This window comes from Anabaena sp. FACHB-1237, assembly GCF_014696225.1.
Lineage (GTDB): Bacteria > Cyanobacteriota > Cyanobacteriia > Cyanobacteriales > Nostocaceae > FACHB-1237.
Genome location: NZ_JACJPV010000005.1, coordinates 137,082 through 163,706, shown reverse-complemented (window position 1 = coordinate 163,706; position 26,625 = coordinate 137,082). Strand labels below are relative to the sequence as shown.

Genomic DNA, 26,625 nt, shown 5'->3' with positions numbered 1-26,625 from the left:
CTAGGTCAGTACGAGCAAATTTGGGAAGCTATACCGTTAAGTTGACACCAATGATCACTGCTAAACCCCTACTGACTCTGCACCCAGCACCCAAAACCCAGAACCCAGAACTCCCTCCTAACTTTCCTACTTTTGGCGGATGATAAATAAGATTGTTGAATGATAGGAAAAAATATAAGAAAGTTTAATATAAAATTATTCAGTATTAATATCTGTATTCTTAAATAGACAAAAATAATAGGCCATAAACTTATATAATAACGGTTTTACAATTAATCTATGTTAAATCATAGATATGTTTATTTATGTCATATTTATGAACTACTATCTATAAGTAGCAGCGAATAGTCTTTGTTTTAGTCTGTAAATGTAGCTATCTGTCAACTTTCAATGCAACTCTTAAAGTACTAAAAAGCCTACTATATATAGGCTGAAGCCACTTGCGAGCATCTAAAATTAAAGCTATTTGTACTTTTGCTTAAACAAGTAAAGAATTATAAAAATATAAGCAAATAAGTTCGAGGAATGTTTACTAAGTTTCCTAAAGATGTTACTATTTGTCCGAAGTCGTTAAATGTTTCCTTTTACTCAAGTGGCTAGAGCAAGTACCGCAATCGGCGTAAGTCCCATCATTAAAGAGATTGTGCAAAAACAGGCACATTCCACCCGCTTAACCTTAAAAGAGGTTATCTTGATGGGCATGTTGGCAATTGACAGATTAGATGATCAGGGTCGTCAAGATTTAGCAGATCAAGTTCACCAAAGACAAGTGAACGGTGAAATCTAGCATCTGCTAGTAGTCCAAGGTGTTAAATTCATTTACCAAACAGGTGAATAAAAATCACTTGCCCTGAGAACATTGTTTTGAAAAATCCTCATTCAGTTTATCAACTATCCATCGGTCATTAGTAACTTTGTGTAACAAAATCCGTTGTGTTAGACCACAAAAAGGAATGTCAAATAGATGTTCTGCACTTGTGAAAAATCTCATGAAAACCTACTGAATGAGGTTTAACTTTTGTTTGTAAGTAAAGGCTATTGGACTTACTTATTGGCAATTTCAGCATTTTCTGCTAAATTGCCCCCTGATAATTTTGTTGATAAAAGCTGGATTTTTCGTTTGATTTCTGTTTTGATTTTTGGTTGTTCATGGGAACAAAATAAAGTCTTATAGCCAAAAATGGTTATAAGGCTTTATTTATTAGCAGTCAGCAGTCAGGGGAATTATATTTTACCCAATCACCAACTATCAACTATCAACTATCAACATATACATTAAGGTAAGAGTCAGGATCTCAGGGAGTTAGTAAGCTAATGTGCAGCACTCACTGTATAATTAAAAAACCTGAAGTTGCAGTAGCACAAGCATCTTGCTTATATTAATTATTCAAGTTAAAGGCACAACAGCTTAGTCAGTTTTTTATTCTTAGCTGATAGCTGATAGCTGACGGCTAACAGCTGTATTATAACAAGTAATCCCCAAGCCTTGTCACTCCAAGGGGTTTGGGGGTAAAAATAATTGCAGCAAAAAGTGAATTTAACCAAGTATTAAATAACTAAAAATTTAAGGTTTAAATAAAAATAGGTTAAGTTTAGATGAAGTTATCATCAACAACCAGGATTTTTAGATAAATTGCTTAAAAAATTAAAAACTATTAGTGATCAATAGTCAAAACTTGAGAATCCTATGGTTAAAAATACGACATTTAACAAATAAATGAAAAACCACATTTTTAGGGCATAAATGATTTTTATATCATTTTTTACCACTTGTTGCACGCACAGTGGTAATTTTGCTATTTTGTGTTATAAACCTCAAATAAAGGTAATATCCTAATTTAGCAAACTCTCAGCTTAGATATCTAAACAGGATTTATGCAACTGGAACATTAGTATGGTGCGTCAGATATCAAAAATCTGTTTATTTACATAACTTATGCTGTCTGACGTGGTTGGTGAGTTTGTCGAACCACACCCTACATCAGATTTTTGGTGTGTTGCGTAAGTCCTATGAAATACAGAATAAGCTATTAATTAGCTGATAGCTGACTGCTGATAGCTTTATTAAACAACTTCCAAATTAAAGACTACTCTATGGAACTGGATAAATTAGCAAAATTGAAAGAGTACGGGGAATTTATTCTGCGAAAAATTGACTCTGTACCACATAAACCTTCTCAAGAGGAAGATTGGATACCCACTAACCTTGATGACTGCTTGGTGCGTTTAAGAGAGGCCGCACAGAAAACTGTGGAGTTGGCTTCCTCTCCGGTGAAAATTGGCATTATGGGAGAATTTAGTAGTGGCAAAAGTTTATTATTAGGTAGTTTAATTGGTTATGCTGATGCTTTACCTGTGAGTGAAAATCCTACTACGGGTAATGTGACGGCAATTCATATTAAACCTCAAGATGGTTTTGCCACGACTCAAGTAGATAATTACACGGTGGAATATTTATCTCATGAAGGTGTGAATGAATGTCTACATTTCATGTTAAAAGAAGCTAACCGTCGCGCTAGTGATGTGGGAGTGAGTCCTTTACAAGTTACTAAGATTAAAAGTGGTAAGGATATTAGTAATTGGTGTGAGGAAGTGTGGCGCAGTTCTAATAATTTGGATTTGCGATATTCTATTAGAGAGTTAATATTATTTTTAAGGTCTTATCAGGCCTATGGTGAGGCTTTATGTGGACGATTTTATCAAATTGATGGTATTACTGCCCAACAGGGTTTAGAATTGCCAGAAATGCCTATGGCCATTCAATCTTTATATTTTGATGAGTTACCTCCAGTACATATTCGTTTACCTAATGCACCTCAAAAGTTAGCAAGTCAATTATTACAAAATAGTTTTCCTTTAATTCGTCGTGTGGATATTGAAGTTAAGATATCACGGGAAATTTGGGATGTGACTGGGGCTGAGGAATTTGTACTGTTAGATTTTCCGGGTTTAGGGGCTGCTAATTCTGGTGCGCGAGATACGTTTTTATCATTACGAGAATTGGCACAGGTACAGACAATTTTAGTTTTATTAAATGGTAAGTCACCGGGGAGCGATCGCGCCAATAAAATCTTTACTATGATGCAGCAACAACGCCCTGGACAAGATTTAAAAGATTTAATTTTGGTGGGTATTGGTAGATTTGATCAATTACCATTAGAAAGTGAAGGTGGAGAAAGGGAATTAGATTTATTAATTAATCATAATACCCCTGGTCAACCTTTACAAACTAATATAGTTTTTCAAAGATTAAAAATTTTGAAAACTATACTTGATGCTGGGGAAGCATTTACGAATCAAAAAGATAGAATTGTGTTATTATCTCCCTTATTAGGGTTGGCAGAATTAGCTAAACGTGCTACCCAAATTAAAGCAGGTTCAGAGGAATTTCTAGCAAATTTAGATTATCCTAATTATCTAGAAAGATCAAAAAGATTACAGGAAAAATGGGGTAATTTAAGTGAGGCTTTATTAGCAGTTGATGGCAGAAATCAATTAGGTAGACAATTAGGTTATTTTGCCCAAGATGGTGGTATTAGTAAACTCCGAGATTTGATCCAAAATCATATTACTACTCATGGTTTAAAACAACTTTATGAAGATGCCCGCAGATCGGCAGATATCATTTATCAACAACAACAATATCTTAAAGAAATTATCGCAGAAATTCATCAACAGGGAATACCCATAGCAGATACTCCGCTTTTATTTGAGTTACGTGCCGCAATTGAAAGTTTAGATAAAACCTACAGAAATCTGCAAAAAGATATTACTAAAGAACAACTCAAAGACAGAAGAGGAATACCAGTAAGTGATGTGATTAAAGATGAATTAACATTGAGAATTTTAAATTGGAGTCAGTGGACATTATTATTTAATAAAGTTCAAAATGGTACTATTACCCTAACGGAATCTAAAGGTGCTGCTGGTAAATTATTTGATCGGGGGAATAGAGTTAATAATAGTATGCCCACAAAAAGCGATGATTTCTATGGAATTTTTGAAAAAACTATCAAAGATTTAGAACAGTTTGCTAGTGATCATATTCGGCAAGCAGTGATAGATTTATTAACCAATATAGCCCATAAGATTACATTAGAAAGGGAGAAATTACAAACAATTGTTAAACCAGAGATGGAGGCAGAAATTGAGGATAAATTTGGCACAGAAGAAGCTGATTTATTTTATCATTTGTTGTTAGGATGTGATCCGCGACAATGGAAAGAAGCGATTATTGTGGAGATTAATAACCAAATTCAAAGTATTAATCCAGAACTAATTTTTCCCCTAGCGAGAAAAGATGAAAAACATGGAATGGGGCAAATTTTTGATTGGTCTCCCGAAAGAAATCAATCTGCACCAAAAGCTAATAATCATCAAATTTTTCTTTTAAGATTAAGAGATGAGATTATTGCGAGTGCTAGTTTACATTTAGTCCAATATGTCAATGAAATTAATCAACAGGTAAATCAGGAAATGAAAGGAATTTTAGATCGCATTATTCCAAATTTACAAAATCTGTCTAAGCAAGAAAATTTACTCAGATATATGGCCACAAAAGATGTGGAAACAGAATTAGCTATACCTGCTTGGTTGGAGATTTTAGAAGATATTGCTAACATTAATGAAAAGGATGTCCAAATGTATCTTTAATATTGTAATATTTCAATATTTCAGATCCCGGACTTCTTAAAGAAGTCCGGGATCTTGGGGAATAAAAACATTAGCAAAAATTAGCAAACAAACATCATGAATAGTTCTCAATACGATCAATATCTCAATAATTTAAGTCAACAAATTAGTGAAAAACTTCACGAAAAAGATAAGAATAGATTTCCCGGTTGGTTAGCTGTTGATTTTGGTACTTCTAATTCTACCGTGACACTTTTTGACCCCATAGAAGTACCCATTGCCGAAGTATTGCCAAAAGAACAGGAATTAAGATTAAGAGAACGCATGGCCGAGTGGTTAAATTCTGCTGCTGATGTGGCATTACCAGATGTGACTGCGGCAGAATGGGAGAAATTTCTGGCTGATATTAGCAAGAATTTAGAAATTGAATTAAATCAATTAAGTGAGGTTTTTGAAAGTGATAATAAAGAGGTTTTTTTAGAAGCAATTCGCCAAATAGAATTATGTTTAGGAACTAGTGAGAGATTTAGAAGATCCGTAAGTAAGAAACTTTATCAAATCTATCATGAAGTTTTCAGAGTTCCTACTTTAGAATCACAAAATTTAATTCCTGTGGTTTTAGATATTGATAGACGCAACACAGAAATTCCTAGTGAGATGGAAATTAGTCAATTAATACCTTTAAAATTGCGGATGGGAGTGGTAGCTAGGGATAATAGAAAAAAAGCGATCGCCCAAGGAACAAGTATATCTATTCAAGAAATTATGAGTAGATTTCATCATTCACCAAAACGTTATTTTGGTCAAGATCGAGATTTTTCAGTGATCATTGATAATGAAGAAGAAAATATTAAAGTCAACCGTTTAATTCAAGCAGCTTGGGGACAATTAATAGACTTAACTCAAGATTATCGTCAACGGGCAAGACGCAGATTTTCTGAAGGGGAATTTTTAACCGCAGTTGTTACCTATCCTACTGTTGCCCCTCCTTTAGTTCGTAAGGAAGTTAAACAATTAGTGGAGGAATTAGGCATAGATGATGTACAAACTGCCTATGATGAAGCTGTATCTGTAGCTATCTTTTTCCTCTGGCGGGAATTTGGTGGTAATTTGAATATTGGTATTGAATCTTTTAAAACTCGCTGTCATCAAATCGGTAGTAAATGGTCACAAAATGTCTTAGTTTTAGATATTGGTGGTGGGACAACTGATTTAGCATTAATTGAACTAACTTTAGAAGATAAAACTCCTATTTTTGGGGAAAATGAAGATCGCGGTTTAGGAGGAAGATACTATAAACTCACACCAAAATTATTAGGATCTTCAGGACATTTACAATTAGGAGGTGAATTAATTACATTAAGAATTTTCCGGTTATTAAAAATTGCGATCGCTGATTATTTATTGACTGCTGTTACCAATGGTGACATCGAATGTGATAAATTAGAAGACTTAATTAGTTCGGAATTAAATGAACGCTTTTTAGAAGACAGTAAATTCAAAAGTGGTAGTTTATTAAAATGTATAGATAAAGAAAATCCTGAAGGTGATGTAGCTTTTAAAGATGCCTTAGATACGGCAGAAAAAGTATTACCAACTCGCTGGCAACAAGCGCCCCAAAGATTACAAACTTTTTACACTTTGTGGGATCATGCGGAAGCTGCGAAACTAAAATTAGGACAGAAACATTTTAGCAATACTAGCAATAATAGTTTATTAACTTTCACATTAAATGAACAACAAATTGGAGAATTACTATTACAAAGTGCGGTAAAATTCCAAGTTAGAAGCGGGGAATCAATTTCTGTTTCTATTGATAGTCAACAATTTGAAAAAGCAGCAATTTCACCAATTAAAGAGGCAATTGGTATTGCTAAAGGTTTAATGGAAAGTAGGTTGAAATCTGAAAAAAATCAAAAAGTTGATTGGTTAATACTTTCTGGTAAAACTTGTAATCTCAATTTAGTGCAACAACAAATTTATGAAGAATTTAGTGAATCACCTTATTTTGTTTGGAATCCAGAACGCATTACGTTTGTGTTAGAATTTACTAAATTAGCCACTTCTGCTGGTGCTTGCTATGCGGAAAAATTGCGTCGTTTTAGATTTGATCCTGAAGAGTCAAAAACTTTATTAACTAAAGGTGCAAACCAACTAGAAATTGATGTTAAAAACCTGTTCTATTATCTTCCTTGCAACTTTAAACGCAAAACTCAAAGTAATGATACATTATTAATATTTAGCGCTGGACAGGAACTTTATCAAATTTCTCCCTGGGATACAGTGGCAAAAGTACGCACCTATTGGCAAGGCATACAATTAACTAATATTATCCATCGTCAAGATTATGAACCAGGAACTTTTAGATTATGGGGTAGTTTTGATGGTAAAATCCTCATGGATAAATTAGGCATGGAAGAAGGAGAATTTCTCAGAAAAATTAAAATCCAATTTGAAATAGATCAAACTTTACAATTTAGCGTTTTATTATGTAATGGAAATCCCCATTATTTAATAGATGTCAGTGGTATTGACTTGAATTTATGCCTGGCAAAATCTAGCGATAAAGCTATATTTAGTGATGGTAAATTAAATTGGAATATTGCTGTAGAAAAACAAGATCATAACTTACATGATGGTGATATTGCCATTAATGTTTTAGAGTCAGCAACGGTAGATCATCCTCAAGCATATCATTTAGTATTTGCGGTTGATGCTGATAATGAAAAAGCCTTGAAAACCTTCCATTATTTACAAGATGGTGTTAAACAACCGGGTACTGGTTTAATTAGTAAACCCTTACCTCCTTTCCCCCAAAATGGGCAGCATACATTCTATATTTATCAAACTGATAGTCAAACAAATAGCAAAAAATGGATCAGAATTGGTTCACTAACTAAACCAGATATTGCTACTGATTATCCTTGTCAATATCATGTTACTCTTGATCATAAAGGGGTGTTAAGAATGCACGCTGGTGAAGTTCCTTATTGGACTTCTAATCATGTAGAATCTTTAAAGCAAGAAGGATGTGTTTATCGCACAGAATTGGCATTACAACCCAATGAAGTGGATAAAGAACGTGATCCATTTTGTGGTATTCATTAATTATTAGCTGTCAGTTATCAGCAGTCAGCCTGTAGGGTGCGTCAGATTAGACAATTTTAACAAAAAATTCTAGTTTTAAATTTCTGATGCACCTTACTTACAGCACATCCCATCTACATGAGGTACACTATGAACACAGCAAAATGCCTGTGTTACAGGGGTTTTATCATTAACATCTGTACCTCATAATAACGGGAACTGCTGTAATACTAAGCTGATGTGTAGCACTCTATAACCAAAAAACCTGAAATTACAGTAGCGCAAGCATCTTGCTTGCATTAATTATCCAAATTAAAAGTACAAGAGCTTATATATATTTTTCCAACTGCAAAAATATGCAACACTTACATCAACTTCTTAAAGTAGAAAAATCACAGTTAGCTGAAATATTACGCTTTAATTTACATGGTTTATTAACTACTTTAAATAAAGCTAATGAAGCATATCCACTTGATCCTGGAACTGAAATTTGTCAAGAGTTGATAGCAGAAATTCAGCAAATATTAGAAATCAAAATAGAACCAATATCAGAAATATTAGAATCATTTCCTACACAAGAAGAATTAAAATCTACTAATTTATTAATTAATTTAAAAAAAGAATTTAATGATGATCCTAAATTAAAGGTGTATTTGGGAACTTCTCAAATAGAAAGTGACAATGATCCTGATATTTGGAATGAAATTCACAGAAAATTATTGAGATTTCCTGAAGATATAGCCACATATTGGCAAGAAAAGGCCGTGAAATATGCGGCAGAAGTAGGTGCGAATGCTGATGATCATAACTTAAAAGAATTACCATTTGTTAGAGATGAAATTATTTATCCTGGATTAAATGGTACAATTAAAGTTAAAGGATTATGTTTATCACATAAAGCATTATTAAATTCAGGAATTACTAAGAACTATTCACAAAGTAGTTCAGAGAAATATTTAGCAGATGAGTTGGAATTAATAGCAGGATTTCTATTATTATATATTAAATTTATGGAAATAGAACCAGACTTAAATCACGCTTTAAAAAGTGTATTTACTTTTGATATTATCTCGTTAAATTCTAACTTAGAACAAAAACAACAGTATATAGATACATTCAGCGATCGCTTTTATCGTACTCAAAAATCAGCCGAAAGTGGCGATATTTTATTAAATTTAAACGCCTGGATAGATATAGATGAAGCGATAAATTCTTTAGTATTTATTCCGCCTGCAGAACGTTATTCTTGGTGGGGAAAATTACAAAAAGAATCACGTCGTATTCTCAAAAGAATAGCAGATCAAGCTGTTAAAGCTGGCCATGATGTTAAACTGAAACAATTATCAGGATTGTATGCAGATGTGTGTGAATTTTCCAAAGATGATTTACAATTAGATTCTGGTGGGAATCCTGGAGAAGTGTTAACTTGTTTACGAGTATATGCCAAAATTAATCAAGAGGAATTTCCAGGAAGAGTGATATTTAGAACTTTAAGGTAATTTTGTGATAGTTGTTTTGAGAATTTGACAAAAATTAAATCACAAAAATTAAATATTTAACAAATAGTAACATTTTTGACAAAGTATAGTTAGATTTGCTAAACTATAATATATTCGTTAAATATTTCATTGATTTTTTGAGGTTTAACAATGTTAGGAACACAACTATCTATGTTTGGTGAAGAACCAGAGTATTTTAATCGTAAAAGAACATGGACAGCAACCAAACATAGGATCATGCTGAGATATATACAAAGTTTCTGCTATAAATTGGGTGGTAGCAATACATATCTTAACTATGTTGATGGTTTTGCAGGAAAAGGTAAATATGATGAAGGAATTGGTATTGAGAATTTTGTAGGTGAGTCTAAGTTTTGGCTAAAGTATAAAGATAAAAATATTTTTTCAGATACTGATGGTTCACCTTTAATATCTCTCAAACTAGCGAAAATATTTCTAGATGAACAGCGTGCTAATTTGAGGTGCTTTTTTGCAGAAAAAGATAAGAAACGCAATCAAGAACTCTAAAATCATTGTAGTTTAATTGCTCAAGAAGTATTTTACAAAATTTATAAACCTGGAAACTTTGATAAAGTGTTACCTCAATTAATAAATGAATTAGAAAATTATCCTACATTATTTTTTCTTGACACTTTTGGAGTTAAAGGAGTAACTTTTGATGAAATATGTTATATATCTGATTATGTTAGTAAACATAAAGGTGAATTATTCTTACTATTTCATAATTCATCAGTAGCTCGTTATGCTGGTTTCTATAAAACAAGTTATAAAAGTGATAAAGAGCAAAAAACTGCGGAAACATTTATAGAAAATTTAACTAAACTATTGGGTCATAATTCTGATTTAGATTGGAAACAAAAATGGCTAGAATATCAAAACGAAGAACAGAAATTTGAAAGATGGGCATTGGAATATTTTAAAGATAGACTTAATAAAGAAAGTCGTTTTCGAGGAGTAGCTAGTTTTGAAATTAAAGAAGAGTATAATGATCCTCGTCCACAGTATCATATTGTAGTTGGTAGTAATTATCCTGAAGATGCTTTTGGTGTATTATTAAATGACTTTGTGTATCAGGAAAATGAATTACTCTTTTATAAAGATGACATCACTGGTAAATATCATCAGTTTATGGAACATGAGTTTGATCGTCAAAATAATGAGCGTATTTCCACAATAAAACCTCAAATAATTGACATTTTATGCACCAGAAATCAAGACTGGATAATGTTAAAAGATGCTATAACTTTGATTATTTTAGAAATTAGCAACCTTGGTTACTTAAACAGAGCTAAATATCGAGAAATATTCTTAGATTTGTACGCAGAAAATATCATAGAAGCTAGGAACTTAGGTAAAAAATATCAACTAACCTTGAAAAGTGACATCAGAGTAGTAAAATAATACTAATACAATAAATATACATTTCTTGAGTAAAATTATATGTCAGTATCTTCAACAATTGAATGGACTCAAAGCACATGGAATCCTACCACTGGTTGTCATAAAATTAGTCCTGGTTGCCAGAACTGTTATGCAGAGCGTTTTGCAGAAAGATGGCGTGGTATTCCTGGTCATCCTTATGAACAAGGTTTTGATGTAAAAATTTGGCCTGACAGAATAAAAATGCCTCTTTCATGGAAAAAACCGCGTGTAATTTTCGTTAATTCTATGAGTGATTTATTCCTTGATGAAATTCCTGAAGAATTTATTATCAACGTATTTAATGTCATGAAAGAAGCACATTGGCATCAATTTCAACTATTAACTAAACGTCCAAAAAGGATGTTAGAAATATCTAAAATTTTAAAAGAATGGCCACCTAATGTTTGGGCTGGAGTTAGTGTAGAATCTCAAGTATGGACACATCGCAGTGAGATTTTAAAAGAAATTCCTGCAAAAATTAGATTTTTATCCTGTGAACCATTGTTAAGTTCTTTAAAACTTTCTTTGGATAATCTTCATTGGATTATAGTTGGTGGAGAATCAGGTATAGGTGCTCGTCCTTTAAAAATTGAATGGGTCAGAGATATTAGAGATCAATGTATCCAAGCTAATGTTCCGTTTTTCTTTAAACAGTGGGGAGGAGTACAAAAGAAAAAATTTGGTAGAGAATTGGATGGAAAAACTTGGGATGAATTTCCTAAATTACTAGATTATAAAAAGAATTTATCCCCATTACTTGTTTGACAATTCTTGTAGAGATATTCAAAATAATATCTCTACAATTTTCTTCGTCACAAATTTTTAATGTCAATCTTGTAAATATAGCAGTTTTCGTTATTATCAAATACAGATGTTAATGATCAAACCCTTGTAACACAGGCATCTTGCCTGTAGATAGTGTACCTCATTTACCTCAAATCTGCTTTGACATTCCTTAGCTATGCCATAGATCATAGTATCATAATTACTTATTTTAAGCTGTTGTGCCTTTAACTTGAATAATTAATACAAGCAAGATGCTTGTGCTACTGTAACTTCAGGTTTTTTAATTATACAGTGAGTGCTGCACATTAGCTTACCAACATATACACGAGTTTCAGATGGGATAAAAAGAAGATATCTGTTAATTATATCAGCGTGGTGTAGAGGAATCTTATTACCAAAAACCTGCCAATAGTCATTTTGTGATTTTAAATTTTTTTTTAAATTTTTTTTTAAATTTTTCAGTTCTTCTTCTACCTAAATCTATGAAAAGTCTCGGATTTTTTACAAATCTTGATACTAAGATACCCGACTTTTTAAAGAAGTCGGGTATCTATGAATCTAAATTACTGTAGTGGAAGCATCTTGCTTGCATCTATTATCCAAATTAAAAGCACAACAGCTTATTCACCACTAGCAAAAAATAAAGGTAAAATAAACGCTATTAAAATTCCCCCCAATACTATCACCTCAAAAATTTTCAGTAATAAATTACCTGCCATAAACTGATTAAATTCGGTGCTAATATTATTAGTAAAATTTATCAACCAAGACATGAAACGATTATACCAATTTACAGGACTATCTACCTGACGAAATTGCCATGATAACATGGATAATAATAATGGTGCACCACCGACTTTAGCTGACATTAACAAGTGAGTAGCTAACCCTAAAATCATAATTAACCAAGCTATCAAATGTAGGGAATACCAAATATGATTAAATTCTCCTAAAGGTAGCCATTCCTCCTGCATCATCCGCCCAGAAATCACTGCTAACACCGCAAAAATTAACATTTTAGTATTAACTAAACGTTGTAAATTTACCCACCAAATAGGAGTATTAAATCGCGTCAAATTTTCTAAAAAGTTATCTTGTACTAGGCGGTGTTTACCAGCATGAAAACTATAAATAGCGAAAAATGGTAGAAAAATTAAGAAAAATACGGCAATAGTTCCATGAATGTCCTGAATAGGATTAATTTTAGGAATTGGTAATTTGCCAAATCTACCATCAAAAGTGTTATATACTAAAAATCCACTGATAATTGCACCAATTACTAAAATGGCACTAATACCATGAAAGATTCTTAAAATCAAGGGTTGATAAGGTTGTGAACGGTTCATAATCTTAAGTTGCGAGTTTTTTGCTATTTTTACGTGAATTTTTCTAAATTATAATTTATATTATCATATAAATTATCACATTATTTGATCATTTGTTGTAGTAAATGGCATGAATAACTATAAACAGAAACAAGGCACAAAAGGAGATGAATTATTTATTAGTAATTATGATATGTGATGATCTCAAATAACCTCAATTAAAATTATCAAGTTCTAATATGAAAAATAGAAATTGAACATAGGCATTTTCTGGTAATATAAAAACCAGTGTCATCAATAATAATCACAAATAATCACAATGGATTCTACCACTTGGTCTAACCTCCTTAAACAATTATTAGAACATCAATCATTATCTCGCACTCAAGCAGCAGAATTAATGCACGGCTGGATAAATGAAACCGTTCCTCCAGAATTATCTGGTGCTATATTAATGGCCTTAAACTTCAAAGGTATTTCTGCTGAAGAGTTAACGGGAATGGCTGAAGTATTAAAATCTTTATCTCAAGAAGTACAATCTCATACTATATATCCTTTAGTGGATACCTGTGGTACTGGTGGAGATGGTGCATCAACCTTTAATATATCCACTGCGGTGGCTTTTGTGGTTGCTGCGGCTGGTATATCCGTTGCCAAACATGGTAGTCGTTCAGCATCAAGTTTAACTGGAAGTGCAGATGTTTTAGAAGCGTTAGGAGTTAATTTAGCTGCTACTCCTGAAAAAGTACAAGCAGCAGTTAAGGAGGTAGGAATTACGTTTTTATTCGCTCCAGGTTGGCATCCTGCGCTTAAAGCTGTGGCACCTTTAAGAAGAAATTTAAAGGTCAGGACTGTTTTTAATTTACTTGGACCTTTAGTAAATCCGATGAAACCTTCTGGTCAGGTTATAGGCGTGTTTGATCCTAAGCTGATAGAAATTATGGCACAGGCTTTAAATAACTTGGGAACAGAGAAAGCTATTGTTTTGCATGGTAGGGAAAAATTAGATGAAGTTGGTTTAAGTGATATTACTGATTTAGCTGTATTATCTGATGGTAAGGTTAAGTTAACTACTGTTAATCCTCAAGAGGTAGGAGTTAAAGCAGCACCAATTACTGCTTTAAAGGGTGGAAATTCCCAAGAAAACGCAGAAATACTTAAAAAAGTATTACAAGGTCAAGGTACTCAAGCACAGCTAGATGTAGTTGCAATTAATGCATCTTTAGCGTTGCAAGTAGCTGGAGTAGTACCTTGGTTAAATCATGAACAGGGGGTAAATTTAGCTAAGGAAATTTTAGCTAGTGGTAATGCTTGGACAAAATTAGAACAGTTAGTAAAATGGTTGAGAAATTAGCGTTTTTCCATAGCCAAAAATCATAAAAATTTACTAATTTTTAAGCTATTTTTAAGCTATATTCCATAGATATAGCAATTTTAGCAATAAGATCCCGGACTTCTCTAAGAAGTTAGGGATCTGATGGAATTATATCGGTAATATCACAGTAAAAGTTGAACCAGTTCCAATATTGCTATTAACTGTAATTTCTCCTTGATGAATATTAACACAGTACTTAACAATGGCTAAACCTAAACCATTACCAGGAATACTACCCACATTTTCACCTCGATAAAATGGCTGAAATAGTTGATTTTGATTTTCTAAACTAATACCAATTCCTGTATCTTGAATTTTAAAGATAATGTTCTTTTCTTGATATTGTAATTCAAAAACTATTTGACTACTAGCTAATGAATATTTAACTGCATTACTTAGCAAATTATTCAAAATATGTCTGATTAACTTTTCATCTAATAATAGTTTTTTGGGAGTTCCTAAAGTGGTAAATACTAGATTAACATTTTTTTCTAAGGCTAATATTTTGGTTTGTGCTACTAATTCACAACAAAGATTTTCTATGTTAATTATTTGCGGTTTAAATTGTAATTTACCTATTTCATATCGACTAATAAATGAGGCTTCTTCTAATAGTTGTGTGAGGTTTTTAATTGCAGAACGAATTAATCTTAAATGATTTTTATTATTTTCGGTGATATTTATATCGCTATTTTGAATTAACCCAATACCTACAAGTATGCTATTTAATGGATTTCTAATATCATGGGAAAGCATGGATAGAAATTGTGATTTGAAATGATTAATTTGTTGTGCTTTTAATAATTCTTCTGTTCTTTCTTCAACTTTTGTTTCTAGTGTTTGATTGAATATGCGTAATTGTTCTAAAAGTTGTTTACGTTCTATAGCATAACGTATAGAATGCACTAAAAAATCAGGGGTAATTTGTTTTTTAATCAAATAATCTTGCGCTCCTTTTTTAATTGCTGCTAGTGCAATTTCTTCATCATTGATGTTGGTTAAGATAATAATAGGAATGCTAGAGTTTTTCTCTATAATTGGGGTTATAGATGATAATTCTTGACTATCAGGAAGGGTTAAATCTAATAAGATGATATCATATTTTTCTAATGTTAGTTGTCTGATTGCTTCCTGTAGTCTTTGGACATGAAATAAACTAAATTCTGGTGATTTTGTATGTCGAAGATACTCTTGTAATAACCTAGCTTCTGCTAAGTTATCTTCAATAAGGAGAATTTTTAATAAATAGGTTTTTTCCCTGATATTCTGATGATGAATATCAGAGAAGTTTACTATATTGGGTATGATGGTTTTGTTGATACTCATGGTAAGGTAATGATATTCAAACAAAATTTTTCTATCTCTGTAATTATTTTAATTATTGATTTTATTTTAATTATTGGAAATAGTTGATTGAGTTTGGGAGATTGGTTAATGAAAAATAGTCAATAGTCGAATGTTGGCTTTATTGTCCTCTATTCATCAATAATATGGTTTTGTGTGTTTCTGTGGTTTTTTCTATCATATTCTCGATGAACAATGAATGGGAATCGTAAAATAAAAGGTTGATCCTTGATTTAATTGGGATTCTACCCAGACTTTACCATGATGAGATTCAACGATTTTTTTACAAATTGCTAATCCCATTCCTGTTCCTGGATATTCGTTTCTAGTATGTAAACGTTGGAAAATAACAAATATACGATCGCTGAATTTTGAATCTATTCCTATCCCATTATCTTGCACAGAAAATAACCATTCATCTGCTAATCTTTCGACGCTAATATGAATTTCTGGAGGTTTTTCACTATGGAATTTAATCCCATTCCCAATTAAATTTTGAAACAATTGCATTAATTGTATGCTATCAGCCATGACTTTAGGTAAAGGATCATGGGTAATAATTGCCTTAGTTTCCTTAATGCGTGGTTGGAGGTTGTTTACGGCTTTTTCTAGGGCTATTTCTACGTCTGTCAATTGAAAAGCGATCGCTAATTTATCCACTTTAGAATAGGCTAAAATATCATCTATTAAAGTTTGCATTAAATTTACACCTTCCACAGCATAACCAATAAATTCTTTAGCATCTTCATCCAATTGTGATTGATAATCCATTTCTAACAATTGTAAATAATTAGCTACTTGATTTAATGGTTCTTGTAAATCATGGGAAGCCACATAAGCAAACTTTTTCAATTCTACATTAGATCGAGTAAGTTTCTCCGCCAATTCTGCCAATTCATCGGCTTGTTTAAGTACAATATTCACTAATACTTTTTTCAATTCTAATGCTGATTTAATTTCTGCATTTTGCCAAGGTAATGATGTTAATTGTACTGTTTGTTTCCACAATGTAAATGATTTTCTTGGACATAGCCGAAAATTTCTTTCTGATCTTTCTAAAGAAAATGCTTCTTGAGGGTTTCCTCCCCAGTTTACTGTTTGCACTACTTCTGGTCTAAACCATAATACATAATTTCTTTGAGAAATAGCGATCGCTAATAAACCACTAGCTACATTTTTAAATCCTATTGCATCGGGATAAATATCTGGTAAACAATTGGTAGAAAATGTCTCATCTTGTAGATTATTTTGCAACCATTCCACTAAAAAAATTACTTCTTCTTCTGGTGGTGTCTGACCAATTAAGGTAAACTGACCATTAAAGTATATAGCTGCCCCTTGGGCATTAGTTAAGTCTAACAAATTTGATTGATGTTGAGTTAAACTATCAATAAAATTAGTCTCTGTGGCAATATATTCCACCAATGTTGTTTGAATATTTTTCAATTTCACTTGATAATCATAATCTTCAATTTCTTCCTTGGCTGAAATTTCAGCAAAGATAATTCTTCCTAGAAATTCACAGGCTTTTCTCATTTCATAGGAAACATATTTTGCTTTTTCATGATGACAAGCAATTAATCCCCATAGTTTTTTATCTTTAATTAATGATATTGTTAGAGATGCACCTACTCCCATATTTTGTAAATATTCTATATGACATGGTGCTGGACTTCTCAGGATAGAATTTGTTAAATTAATCGCCTTACCACTTACTGGGTTAAGTTTTGGAAAAATGTTTATTGCTTGATTATTTCTATCTGGTATTACCCGAATTGAGTTTTCTAAAAATAGTTTTCTTGCAGGTAAAGGAATATCAGATTCAGGATATTTTAAACCCAAATAGGATTCTAAGTCTTCTCTTTTCTCTTCTGCAATTACACAACCGTGATTATTTTCATCGAATTTATATAACATCACTCTATCAAATCCAGTGATCTTTCTAACTTCCTCCACAATAACCTGACTCAAATTTGCGTTTTTTCTACTATTTTGTAAGCGATGAATCGCTGCTGAAGCTAAATTATAAAAAGTCAAAAAAGGGATATTATCTTGAGATAAAGCTGGTTCTAATTCTAAGATTAAAAATCCCTCTTTGTTGCGATGAAATACCGCATCAAATACTACATAATCATCACCATTTTGTTTTACCCATACTTTAGTCGGATTAATTAAATCTAAGTTACCTTCTGATAACCAGAACTTAATTTTTTCCATTTGATAAGGATCAAATATTGCTTCTAAATCACATTTAATAATATCCTCGGCCGTAATGCCAAACACATCCCAGGTATTTTCACTCGCTTGTAATATTTGTAAATTTGGTTCCTGTAAGACTAATAAAATGCCATAACTCTGGATTTTACTAGAAAGATGTATAGCTGCTTCTTTCAAGCTGATAATATTGCTGGTCATATTACTAGTAATATTGCTAGTAATCTTCATATTATGAAACTTTAAGTCACTATCCATATCCATTCCTCTCTATAGTTAGCTATTAGTAATTTCGGCGTTGCTGAATTGGGGTATGATATTTATTTCGCGCATCAGCGAAGCGAAGCACTTACATTAGACGCAAAGTTTCAAATTTTGAATTTCTCAATTTCATACCTGAGTTCAGCAACCCTTTAATTTCCAGTGATATTTTTCCCGAAAAATCTTATTTAATCCCGATTTTTAGCAAATATCTAGTTTGATAAATTCCGTTATTTTATTTTTCTACATTTTAACAATCTCTTAAAGAATATACCCATAAGAAATGTAAAATTTTCCTGAGATTGAATACTCAGATTTTATGTATATATATGAAGATTCAGACTCCTAACTTCTTGAAAAAGTTGGGAATCTGATAAGCTGTTGTGCCTTTAACTTGAATAATTAATACAAGCAAGATGCTTGTGCTACTGTAACTTCAGGTTTTTTAATTATACAGTGAGTGCTGCACATTAGCTTATGTATAGTTATATCCAGGATCTAAACCACATTCTTGCTTGATAAGCATCCATCGAGAGAGGTAAACCTAAATAGATGGGTATCCAAAAAATAAAAGCAGCAATAATTACAAAGGTAATGGTAACACCAAAAGCACGAACTATGGGATAATAACTGTTAATTGTCCGATCAACAATCCAAGCGATCGCTATAAATGTAAAGATAATTGCAGTCATATAATGATAGATAAAAACGCATCTTGTAACTTTTACCCAAGGTAATAAATTAGTCACATAATTAATCACCAAATATAACCCTATCCAAACATCTACACTTAAATTGCTAGGAACAAATAAACGGTTTTTTTCTACCATTGGAATAGCAAGTTTAACCATCACAAATCCTAGTAAAAATATGATAGCAGCTAAAGCGAACCACCATAAAAAAGGATTACCCATAGCATGAACATCATACACTATTTTTGCATATCCACCAGGTAAAGCCGGACCAAACACAGGAAGAGGATCATAAATACTTTGACTAGTTTCATAATAATAAGCCATAGGACGAGTTAATAATGGCCATTTATACCATGCTGCACAATAAGGATGAATATTATCACCACCTAATCTTAAATGAAACCCTAAAATTTGTTTATGAACCTCAATAAAATCATATCTTTTATCCAGTTGTAAATGAGGAATCCAGATTAAACTATATACTATACCAGGAATAACTCCTAAATAGCAAATCATCTCAAAAATATTAATTTCTGCTAAATTTACCAATGGTATTTTTAACTGAGAATTAGAATATTTTTCCAGAGTATGAGAACTATTTAACAACCGTAAAAATGGCAATATTGGTATATGATAGGGTTGGAATCTTTCTGATTGTAAAAACTTAATTATCCATACTACTATCCACAGAGAATAAACACCAATCAAAAACCATAAACCATTCCATTTAGTACCAACACAAGCACCAAAAAAGATACCTGATAAAATCAACCAAAACCAACGTTTTTGTTTTGGTTTCTCCAAAGCTAATAATAATAACCAATGTCCTAATAATCCAAAAATGACAATATAAATATTACTGAGTGCATAACGAGATTCTACTAAAAATAATCCATCACAAGCGGTAAAAAATCCTGCTAACAAAGAAAAACTGCGACGGTAACTTAATTGATAAGTTAATAAACTGACGAATAAAGGAATAAATGAACCTGTAAAAGCATTCATCCAACGATAATCCCAGGGAGATAATAAAGAACCTGTTAAACTATTAACTGCATCATGTTTAATAGGAAGATGACTACTAATCCAAATTCCCATACCAATAAGATATTGACTTAAAGGAGGATGAGCATTAAAAAATGGTTTATCAATGAGATAGTTATTACCAAAAACCGCAAAGTATACCTCATCAAAAACCAGAGTATTAAATCTATCTAGTCCCCAAAAACGTAAACTAAAAGACAGTAGAAATATCCCTAATAATCCTAAGCGAAACAGAATTTTATTCATTAGTTAATGTGCGGTTTTGATTAATATGATTAATATTTGTATCAGGCAACTTTTGAAATAATAACACTTCCATACCATAATATTTTTTGGTTGTTCCCAATGCTGTCATTTTTAACCTTTGGGTAACACGAATTGAACGGTAATTTTCTGGTTTAACAACTGCATAAATCACTGGTAACTGCAAAGTATTAAATCCATATTCTAACATACCATCAGCTGCTTCAGTAGCATAACCTTTTCCCCATGCAGAACGTCTTAAATGCCATCCTATTTCAAAATCTTTTGTTAACATCCAATTAGTATCAGGTAATTCTGAAAGGAGAATTTTTCCCACTATCATATTACTAGTTTTTTCCACAATTGCCCAAGAACCGGAACCGTTTTGACGGAATTGCGATCGCTCTAAACTATCTATTAATCTTTGACGTTGTGACTCAATACTAGGAGGACAAGCAGCACTTCCTAAAAAATAGGTAACATCGGGATCATTATACATTGTGAATACCTGTTCTGCATCTTCATCAGGTATCCAATTACGAATAATTAATCTTTTAGTTTCTAGTAAATTCGTCATTTTACTCTACTATTTTTCTCATTTTATAACTTATTGACCATCACCACAAATAATTTACTGATCTGGATATCCCCAACACAATCTATTTACACCTATCTATAAATAATTATATTTTATTAAAATCTACTAAATACAATTAAAATAATTAAAATGAGATATAGCATGGAAAAAGTAAATTCTCAAGTGATGAAAATCATGAAAATTATTGAAAATATTCAGAAAAATTTTAAGAAAATTTGGTGATCTAAATATCCAAATTATTAGGTACAATATTAGGTACAATAAAATATAAGACAATTTTGGTAATTATCCACAAGGTAAAAATATGAAAAACCATGATTATTATGATTATATTTTCAAATCAGCAGCCGAAATTCAAGAATCATTAAATCAAGAAGAAGCAGTAGCAGCTATAGCAGTAATTAGTGCTATTGTGGATAGTGGTATAGAAAATATAGATCCAGAAAGTTTGGCGGGAATTTTATGGGAATTTGATTTATTTGCTGCATATTCAGATGAAGAAATTTTAGAAACAATAGATAGATTAATAGAAATAGCTAAAAAACAAGGATTAGGATCATTATTTAACGCGGCTAATGCCAGTTTAGATGATGAAATAATATTAGATGGTTTTGCTGCTGGGATAATTATGTTGTTGGAACCAGAACAATTAATTATTCCTAAAAACAAACATCCTTATATTGAAGCTCTACAAAAAGCCTTAGAATTAGAAACAGAAGAAGCAGAACAAATCATTGGAGAAATTATTAATATTGTGGCAGAAACAGATACCCAGGAAAACCAAGAAACACCCTATCAACCAATTATTATAGATAAATTAGGTCAAGAAATATATCAATCTCCTTGGGGTAATTTTCGTGTGACTATACCTGTGAATGTAGACCAAGGAGGAAGAGTACACAGTGAAGATAACTTAGTGGAATTTTATAATGATCTTGGTAAATTATTTAGAATAGATTATTATCCACTTTCTTTAGAACAATTAGATCATATAGAAGAGCAAGGAAGTAAAAAATTCTTTGAGGAAATTGTCAGAGATATCTATATTCATGAAATGATCACTGCTAATATACCACAAGCTGAAATTCAATACACAGAATATGTAGAAAATAGATCATTTTCATCATTAAACTATTATTATATATTCCTAAAAATGCCCACAGGTTCTACAAGTTATCAACAGAAAAACAATGGTAAAGCTATTAACATAAATGCTTATAGAGGATTTATAAGTTTTATAAAAGACGAATACCTGTATATAATTAGTATGCAAAATACAGTGGTAGATGGAAAAACTCATGGTTCAATGTCAGAAATAACAGCGATGATGCAACAAAATATTTTAGAATTTATTGCCACCATTGAGTTTACAGATATAGTTATCCTATCCTAATACTAAAGATCCCTGACTTCTTAGAGAAGTCGGAAATCTGACTCGAATTTTCAGGCTAGAATCTGACATAATTAGGAAAATCTCTGAAAATACCTATAACAAAAGGAGCATAATATGGCCTGGACAAAAGTTTTGACAGCCGATAAACTAACCCCTGGAGCAAGAGAAGTCGTTAAAGTGGGCGATCGCAACATTTTACTACTTAACCACGAAAATCAACTTTATGCTGTGGAAAACAACTGTCCCCACCTCAAAGTACCCCTGAAAAGTGGTAAAATCCAAGATGGAGCTATAGTTTGTTCCTTCCATCGCAGTGCTTTCAATCTCAACAATGGAGAAGTAAAAACCTGGTGTCCTTTTCCACCCGTATTTGGTTCATTATTAGGTAAAATCTCGGCAGAAAAACCGCTTCCAGTCTTCCCTATCAAAGAAGAAGACGGCAGTATCTTAATTGACATTGCATAATAAATCACGGTAATATCCCTGACTTCTGCTAGAAGTCGGGGATCTGGATCATATAAAGTAATAATAACTAATAATAAAAAATGTTACTAAAACCGCACTCGAGATCATGAACTATCATTTTTAAGTGATAATGAGAATATCAACTTCCCATATCTAAATTAGTAGGTGGAATATGACTACTCAAGACTTTATCATTCCTCATCCTTATAGATATCTACTCATCAAATTCGGTATAATTCTATTAGCACTATTGCTGTGGTTTATTTTCACAGCAGCACCAGTAGTTTAAGCACAACTACTAATCAAAGTCTTTGTGGAAATTAACATCATTAGTTAACCAACCTCGTCGCCAAAACAAGAATAATAAACTAACGGCAATAGTGGCCATTGTCCCTAAACACAGCGGATAACCCCAGGTAAAATTCAACTCTGGCATATTATAGGGGGACTTTTCAGTGTTAAAATTCATTCCATAAACTCCGGCAATAAAAGTTAAAGGAATAAAAATGGAAGAAACTACCGTGAGTAATTTCATAATTTCATTCATTTTATTACTAACTGCTGACAAATAAACGTCCATCAAACCGCCAACTAACTCGCGGTAAGTTTCCACAATATCCATTACTTGTACCGCATGATCATAACAATCTCTTAAATAAATTCTCACTTCATCACTAATTAAATTACTACCATCCCTAATTAAAACATTAATAGCATCTCTTTGTGGCCAAATTGCCCTTCTTAACTGCAATAACTCCCGTCTAATTTCATAAATTTGTTGTAAGGTTTTCTGACTAGGATTGAGAATTACTTCTTCTTCCAATATATCCAGACGTTCACCATATAATTCTAAAACGGGGAAAAAACCGTCAATAATTGCATCCAATAAAGCATAGGCCAAATAATCACTTTTTTGTCTTCTAATAATACCTTTAGACTTATCAAGTCTATTTCTCACACCTTCAAAACAATCATGTTCTGGTTCTTCTTGAATAGTTAGTAAATAATGTTTTCCTAATACAAAACTAACTTGTTCACTATAAAAACTATAGGTATGAAAATTAGGGACTACCATTTTAGCGATAATCACTAATTGATCTTCATAATCCTCGATTTTAGGACGTTCAGTCATATTAACTACATCTTCTAAAATCAAAGGATGTAAATCAAAAGCCTGTCCTAAACGGTGTAAAATATCTTTATTACCTAAACCTTGCACATCCACCCAAGAAACAGATTCAGTATCTAAATAATTACTACATTCTTCTGGATGAGTAATTTGTTTATGAATTAAATTAGTTTGATTATAGTCAAACAGAAAAATAATAGGTGGTTGGGCATCTTCATCAATAATTAGAGTACCTGGAGGAGTTCCGGGTTCATGGTAAAATTCATCATTGTACGGTTGATTAATAGCCCTTTTTAAACTACGAATTTTTCTCACATTGGGTAAACGGCTAATTTTTCTAACCATAATGTTATCTAGTAGTGTGAATTTTGGCGTTGCTGAATTGGGGTATGATATTTATTTCGCGCATTAGCGAAGCACTTGCGTTAGACGCAAAGTTTCAAATTTTGGATTTCTCAATTTTATACCTGAGTTCACCAACGCCTGAATTTTAAGTTAATTTTGATCTTAAACTATAAGTGGTACGTTGTTTATAGAACATTCTATAGTGATTTGATCCTAACTATCACAGTGTTGTTTAAGACTTAAATAAATTTAACAATCATGTGACATTTTTCCAGTAAATTGTCGAGCTAGATTAAGAATAGAGTGTTATCTTAGTTAAGAAATTATTGACATGATTGATATAGTTTTGGATTGGGCGAATATATACCTGTAGTCATTAAGATTAGGAAGTAGGGGTAAAGTATGAGATTATTGGTGTCAACTTAATGTGAAAGCTATAGCGGTAAATACAATTTGGAATTGTCCATTTTAGTATTCATTTAGACTTTAAAAACATTCTATCGGTATATTGTTATTTATATCTCATTTAGTATTGTTACATAGTATTAGTTTCTGTAACTAACCAATGTAGATAATCTTGATTTCCATTTTCTATTGGTAAAGCTACAATACAAGGGACTTCATAGGAATGCATTAATTTTACTTTTTCCATTAATTGTGTAAATAAATCACGGCGGGATTTCATAATTAAAATTGCTTCCTTTTCTATTTGTAATTCATTGTTCCACCAATAAATACTATCTATACTATCAATTATATTAGCACAGGCAGCAAAACGCGCTGTGACTACAGCTTTACCTATATTAAGGGCTTCGCTACGGTCTTTACAAGTGACGTAAACAAAAATGTATTCCATCTTGATTAAGTATTAGTTAGTTGTTTTGAGGAATTAGGTTGATTTTTCCAGAATTTGATAGTATGGGTAGGCGATCGCCATCAGCTATAGCTATAACTATCACTATTAGGATGTAGGGGTTTAGCAATGCTAAACCCCTACAGGATTCAGGAATAAAACTTGATTTTACCAGCAGTAGGTTATTTATAGGACTTACTCCAGATTCCACTCAAAACCTTATTCTTGCGTAGGGGTAATTCATGAATTACCCCTACTTTCTATTTTGCGTAAGTCCGTGTACTAGTTACTACCAAATTCTTTTTCCGGAACTCGGAAGGCCGCATATTTCCATTCACCGCTTTCTAAATATTCAATTTTAAATTCTCCTTTGGTCAACAAATTTATATCTTTGAGTTCTATGATCCCATTTTCTTTAACTACAACACAATCTAAATTAGTTGTAGTGGTTGGAGTTGTATTTGTATTAATTTGACTCAGGATTTTACTTCGTGAATCTAGATACTCTCGTTCTGTTATCAGTTTAGAATCATACAATTTTTTTAGTTCTCTCAGTTTCGTTTCTGTATCTGATTCACCTGTTTTCTGGACATTATCTACTGTACAAGAATCTGGTTTAAAAGCAATTTTTCTGACAGGATGATCCCACCATTTAGAAAACTGAGTAATCGCATTAGTTGTTCTGGTTGTATGTACTACCCTGACTTGATTGCCGTTTATTTCTAAACGTACCCAATCAGTGGATCTTTTTTGGATTAATCCACCAAATCCCCAAGCGATAACACTACCAACTGAAACACCAGTATCTGATAAACGTAGTTTAATGACTCTGTATCCTATTCCTTGTACTACTTTTATTTGATCCTGAGATATAGTTCTATTAGTTCTATTCTCAGCAATAAAAGCAGTATTTTTTTCTATACCCGGAGAAGCACTACCAACACTTCTGCTTACATACCAGTAATTACTTGCAGACGGTTTAGAATCAATATCACTACTGTTATATATCGATCCTGGGGTATTAATTGGTTGATTGTTATTAGTGTTTTGATCTAATGAATCATTCAAACTATAACTTTGAACCATTAAATCGGATGCCTTGCTAGAAACTTCCTCAGCTTGAGCAGGAGTCGTGACTAAAGTAGCTAATATAGCTAACCCTAAAAAGCACTTGTGTTTATTCATAATGTAGACAATTCTTATGTCAAACCTAATAATCATAAATTTAAAATATTTTCTTATAAGTGTCAACCCAAAACAGGGATTCATATTTTTATAGCACCTAAGTAGATGTCTTGATCGTCTGAGTTAGATAATTTATGTTTCAGTCCCCTTGCGGGGATTATTGGTTTAGAAACGATTGATTCCTTTTTACCTCTTTTGCTTGCTGGATAGGTTTCAGTCCCCTTGCGGGGATTATTGGTTTAGAAACAAGGAAAAAAAAACAATGACAAATCTAACATTCGGAAAAGTTTCAGTCCCCTTGCGGGGATTATTGGTTTAGAAACTATTAATAACGCTAGACAGCCTGGAGGGTTTGTTCTGTTTCAGTCCCCTTGCGGGGATTATTGGTTTAGAAACCGTGAACTTATATCAAATTGGATTAAACAGAAAAAATAAGTATAGTTTCAGTCCCCTTGCGGGGATTATTGGTTTAGAAACCTAGATTTGCTAATCAGCCAGAGGCGCAAATGTACGCTCAATGTTTCAGTCCCCTTGCGGGGATTATTGGTTTAGAAACGAAACTCTGAATTGGCAGGCATTAAACCACCTACCGCAGGTTTCAGTCCCCTTGCGGGGATTATTGGTTTAGAAACCTGACTGGCTGTTTGCACAGTCAGTTCATCGGTCTCTCTAACGTTTCAGTCCCCTTGCGGGGATTATTGGTTTAGAA

18 protein-coding genes, 1 pseudogene and 1 CRISPR repeat array (1 of these 20 cut by a window edge) are annotated in these 26,625 nt (G+C 32.3%); of the genes and pseudogenes, 10 read left to right on the top strand and 9 right to left on the bottom strand.

Features of this window, described 5'->3' with window-relative positions:
- Positions 1–574 precede the first annotated feature (574 nt).
- The 7 genes from H6F32_RS04255 to H6F32_RS04230 all read left to right on the top strand — a co-directional run bounded on the left by H6F32_RS04255 (position 575) and on the right by H6F32_RS04230 (position 11,426).
- Positions 575–787: a hypothetical protein gene (locus tag H6F32_RS04255; protein WP_190368091.1), complete on the top strand. Its 213-nt coding sequence runs from the start codon at positions 575–577 to the stop codon at positions 785–787.
- Between the two features lie 1,307 nt (positions 788–2,094).
- Complete coding sequence (locus tag H6F32_RS04250; protein WP_190368090.1) at positions 2,095–4,653, top strand: dynamin family protein; 2,559 nt, start codon at positions 2,095–2,097, stop codon at positions 4,651–4,653.
- A gap of 96 nt (positions 4,654–4,749) precedes the next feature.
- The gene (locus H6F32_RS04245) at positions 4,750–7,740 is read left to right on the top strand and encodes a virulence factor SrfB (RefSeq protein WP_190368089.1); all 2,991 of its coding nucleotides are present in this window, start codon (positions 4,750–4,752) and stop codon (positions 7,738–7,740) included.
- A gap of 335 nt (positions 7,741–8,075) precedes the next feature.
- Positions 8,076–9,218, top strand: coding sequence for a hypothetical protein (locus tag H6F32_RS04240; RefSeq protein WP_190368088.1), 1,143 nt, complete (start codon positions 8,076–8,078; stop codon positions 9,216–9,218).
- A gap of 150 nt (positions 9,219–9,368) precedes the next feature.
- Positions 9,369–9,746 carry a three-Cys-motif partner protein TcmP gene (gene tcmP, locus H6F32_RS20235; protein ID WP_199294468.1) on the top strand — a complete coding sequence of 126 codons (378 nt, stop codon included), beginning with the start codon at positions 9,369–9,371 and terminating at the stop codon, positions 9,744–9,746.
- A 66-nt stretch (positions 9,747–9,812) separates the two neighbouring features.
- On the top strand, positions 9,813–10,640 hold the full coding sequence (locus H6F32_RS04235; protein ID WP_199294467.1) for a hypothetical protein: 828 nt from the start codon (positions 9,813–9,815) through the stop codon (positions 10,638–10,640).
- A gap of 39 nt (positions 10,641–10,679) precedes the next feature.
- Complete coding sequence (locus H6F32_RS04230; protein WP_190368087.1) at positions 10,680–11,426, top strand: DUF5131 family protein; 747 nt, start codon at positions 10,680–10,682, stop codon at positions 11,424–11,426.
- Positions 11,427–12,067: 641 nt separating this feature from the next.
- Here H6F32_RS04230 and H6F32_RS04225 read toward each other — a convergent pair.
- Positions 12,068–12,793 carry a cytochrome b/b6 domain-containing protein gene (locus H6F32_RS04225; protein ID WP_190368086.1) on the bottom strand — a complete coding sequence of 242 codons (726 nt, stop codon included), beginning with the start codon at positions 12,791–12,793 and terminating at the stop codon, positions 12,068–12,070.
- Positions 12,794–13,091: 298 nt separating this feature from the next.
- Here H6F32_RS04225 and trpD point away from each other — a divergent pair, with 298 nt between their 5' ends.
- A complete protein-coding gene (gene trpD / locus H6F32_RS04220; RefSeq protein WP_190368085.1) occupies positions 13,092–14,126 on the top strand; it encodes an anthranilate phosphoribosyltransferase in 1,035 nt (344 codons plus the stop codon).
- A gap of 129 nt (positions 14,127–14,255) precedes the next feature.
- On the opposite strand, the gene H6F32_RS04215 is transcribed toward trpD, so the two are convergent.
- From H6F32_RS04215 to H6F32_RS04200, 4 genes and pseudogenes are all read right to left on the bottom strand, one after another.
- A complete protein-coding gene (locus H6F32_RS04215; protein ID WP_190368084.1) occupies positions 14,256–15,473 on the bottom strand; it encodes a hybrid sensor histidine kinase/response regulator in 1,218 nt (405 codons plus the stop codon).
- Positions 15,474–15,622: 149 nt separating this feature from the next.
- Positions 15,623–17,906 (bottom strand): annotated as a pseudogene (locus H6F32_RS04210) (ATP-binding protein).
- Positions 17,907–18,451: 545 nt separating this feature from the next.
- Entirely contained in the window at positions 18,452–19,951 is a 1,500-nt protein-coding gene (locus H6F32_RS04205) for a dolichyl-phosphate-mannose--protein mannosyltransferase (RefSeq protein ID WP_190368083.1), read from the bottom strand.
- Complete coding sequence (locus tag H6F32_RS04200; RefSeq protein ID WP_190368082.1) at positions 19,944–20,525, bottom strand: GNAT family N-acetyltransferase; 582 nt, start codon at positions 20,523–20,525, stop codon at positions 19,944–19,946. Before H6F32_RS04200 ends, H6F32_RS04205 begins: the two co-directional genes overlap by 8 nt.
- Positions 20,526–20,850: 325 nt before the next feature.
- On the opposite strand from H6F32_RS04200, the gene H6F32_RS04195 reads away from it, so the two are divergent.
- The gene (locus tag H6F32_RS04195) at positions 20,851–21,939 is read left to right on the top strand and encodes a hypothetical protein (RefSeq protein WP_190368081.1); all 1,089 of its coding nucleotides are present in this window, start codon (positions 20,851–20,853) and stop codon (positions 21,937–21,939) included.
- A gap of 114 nt (positions 21,940–22,053) precedes the next feature.
- A complete protein-coding gene (locus H6F32_RS04190) occupies positions 22,054–22,404 on the top strand; it encodes a Rieske (2Fe-2S) protein (protein ID WP_190368080.1) in 351 nt (116 codons plus the stop codon).
- A 298-nt stretch (positions 22,405–22,702) separates the two neighbouring features.
- Here H6F32_RS04190 and corA read toward each other — a convergent pair whose 3' ends face one another.
- The 4 genes from corA to H6F32_RS04170 form a co-directional block, all read right to left on the bottom strand.
- Complete coding sequence (gene corA, locus H6F32_RS04185) at positions 22,703–23,878, bottom strand: magnesium/cobalt transporter CorA (RefSeq protein WP_190368079.1); 1,176 nt, start codon at positions 23,876–23,878, stop codon at positions 22,703–22,705.
- Positions 23,879–24,413: 535 nt separating this feature from the next.
- On the bottom strand, positions 24,414–24,734 hold the full coding sequence (gene cutA, locus H6F32_RS04180; protein ID WP_190368078.1) for a divalent-cation tolerance protein CutA: 321 nt from the start codon (positions 24,732–24,734) through the stop codon (positions 24,414–24,416).
- Positions 24,735–24,750: 16 nt separating this feature from the next.
- On the bottom strand, positions 24,751–24,942 hold the full coding sequence (locus H6F32_RS04175; RefSeq protein ID WP_190368077.1) for a hypothetical protein: 192 nt from the start codon (positions 24,940–24,942) through the stop codon (positions 24,751–24,753).
- A 71-nt stretch (positions 24,943–25,013) separates the two neighbouring features.
- Complete coding sequence (locus H6F32_RS04170) at positions 25,014–26,000, bottom strand: SHOCT domain-containing protein (protein WP_190368076.1); 987 nt, start codon at positions 25,998–26,000, stop codon at positions 25,014–25,016.
- 52 nt (positions 26,001–26,052) lie between these two features.
- Positions 26,053–26,625: direct repeats of the CRISPR family, unit length 37 nt; unit sequence GTTTCAGTCCCCTTGCGGGGATTATTGGTTTAGAAAC (it continues 2,403 nt past the right edge of the window).

Coding starts and splice junctions, on each gene's coding strand:
- H6F32_RS04255 (WP_190368091.1), top strand. CDS start 575: ATGTTTCCTTTTACTCAAGTGGCTAGAGCAAGTACCGCAATCGGCGTA.
- H6F32_RS04250 (WP_190368090.1), top strand. CDS start 2,095: ATGGAACTGGATAAATTAGCAAAATTGAAAGAGTACGGGGAATTTATT.
- H6F32_RS04245 (WP_190368089.1), top strand. CDS start 4,750: ATGAATAGTTCTCAATACGATCAATATCTCAATAATTTAAGTCAACAA.
- H6F32_RS04240 (WP_190368088.1), top strand. CDS start 8,076: ATGCAACACTTACATCAACTTCTTAAAGTAGAAAAATCACAGTTAGCT.
- tcmP (WP_199294468.1), top strand. CDS start 9,369: ATGTTAGGAACACAACTATCTATGTTTGGTGAAGAACCAGAGTATTTT.
- H6F32_RS04230 (WP_190368087.1), top strand. CDS start 10,680: ATGTCAGTATCTTCAACAATTGAATGGACTCAAAGCACATGGAATCCT.
- H6F32_RS04225 (WP_190368086.1), bottom strand. CDS start 12,793: ATGAACCGTTCACAACCTTATCAACCCTTGATTTTAAGAATCTTTCAT.
- trpD (WP_190368085.1), top strand. CDS start 13,092: ATGGATTCTACCACTTGGTCTAACCTCCTTAAACAATTATTAGAACAT.
- H6F32_RS04215 (WP_190368084.1), bottom strand. CDS start 15,473: ATGAGTATCAACAAAACCATCATACCCAATATAGTAAACTTCTCTGAT.
- H6F32_RS04205 (WP_190368083.1), bottom strand. CDS start 19,951: ATGAATAAAATTCTGTTTCGCTTAGGATTATTAGGGATATTTCTACTG.
- H6F32_RS04200 (WP_190368082.1), bottom strand. CDS start 20,525: ATGACGAATTTACTAGAAACTAAAAGATTAATTATTCGTAATTGGATA.
- H6F32_RS04195 (WP_190368081.1), top strand. CDS start 20,851: ATGAAAAACCATGATTATTATGATTATATTTTCAAATCAGCAGCCGAA.
- H6F32_RS04190 (WP_190368080.1), top strand. CDS start 22,054: ATGGCCTGGACAAAAGTTTTGACAGCCGATAAACTAACCCCTGGAGCA.
- corA (WP_190368079.1), bottom strand. CDS start 23,878: ATGGTTAGAAAAATTAGCCGTTTACCCAATGTGAGAAAAATTCGTAGT.
- cutA (WP_190368078.1), bottom strand. CDS start 24,734: ATGGAATACATTTTTGTTTACGTCACTTGTAAAGACCGTAGCGAAGCC.
- H6F32_RS04170 (WP_190368076.1), bottom strand. CDS start 26,000: ATGAATCCCTGTTTTGGGTTGACACTTATAAGAAAATATTTTAAATTT.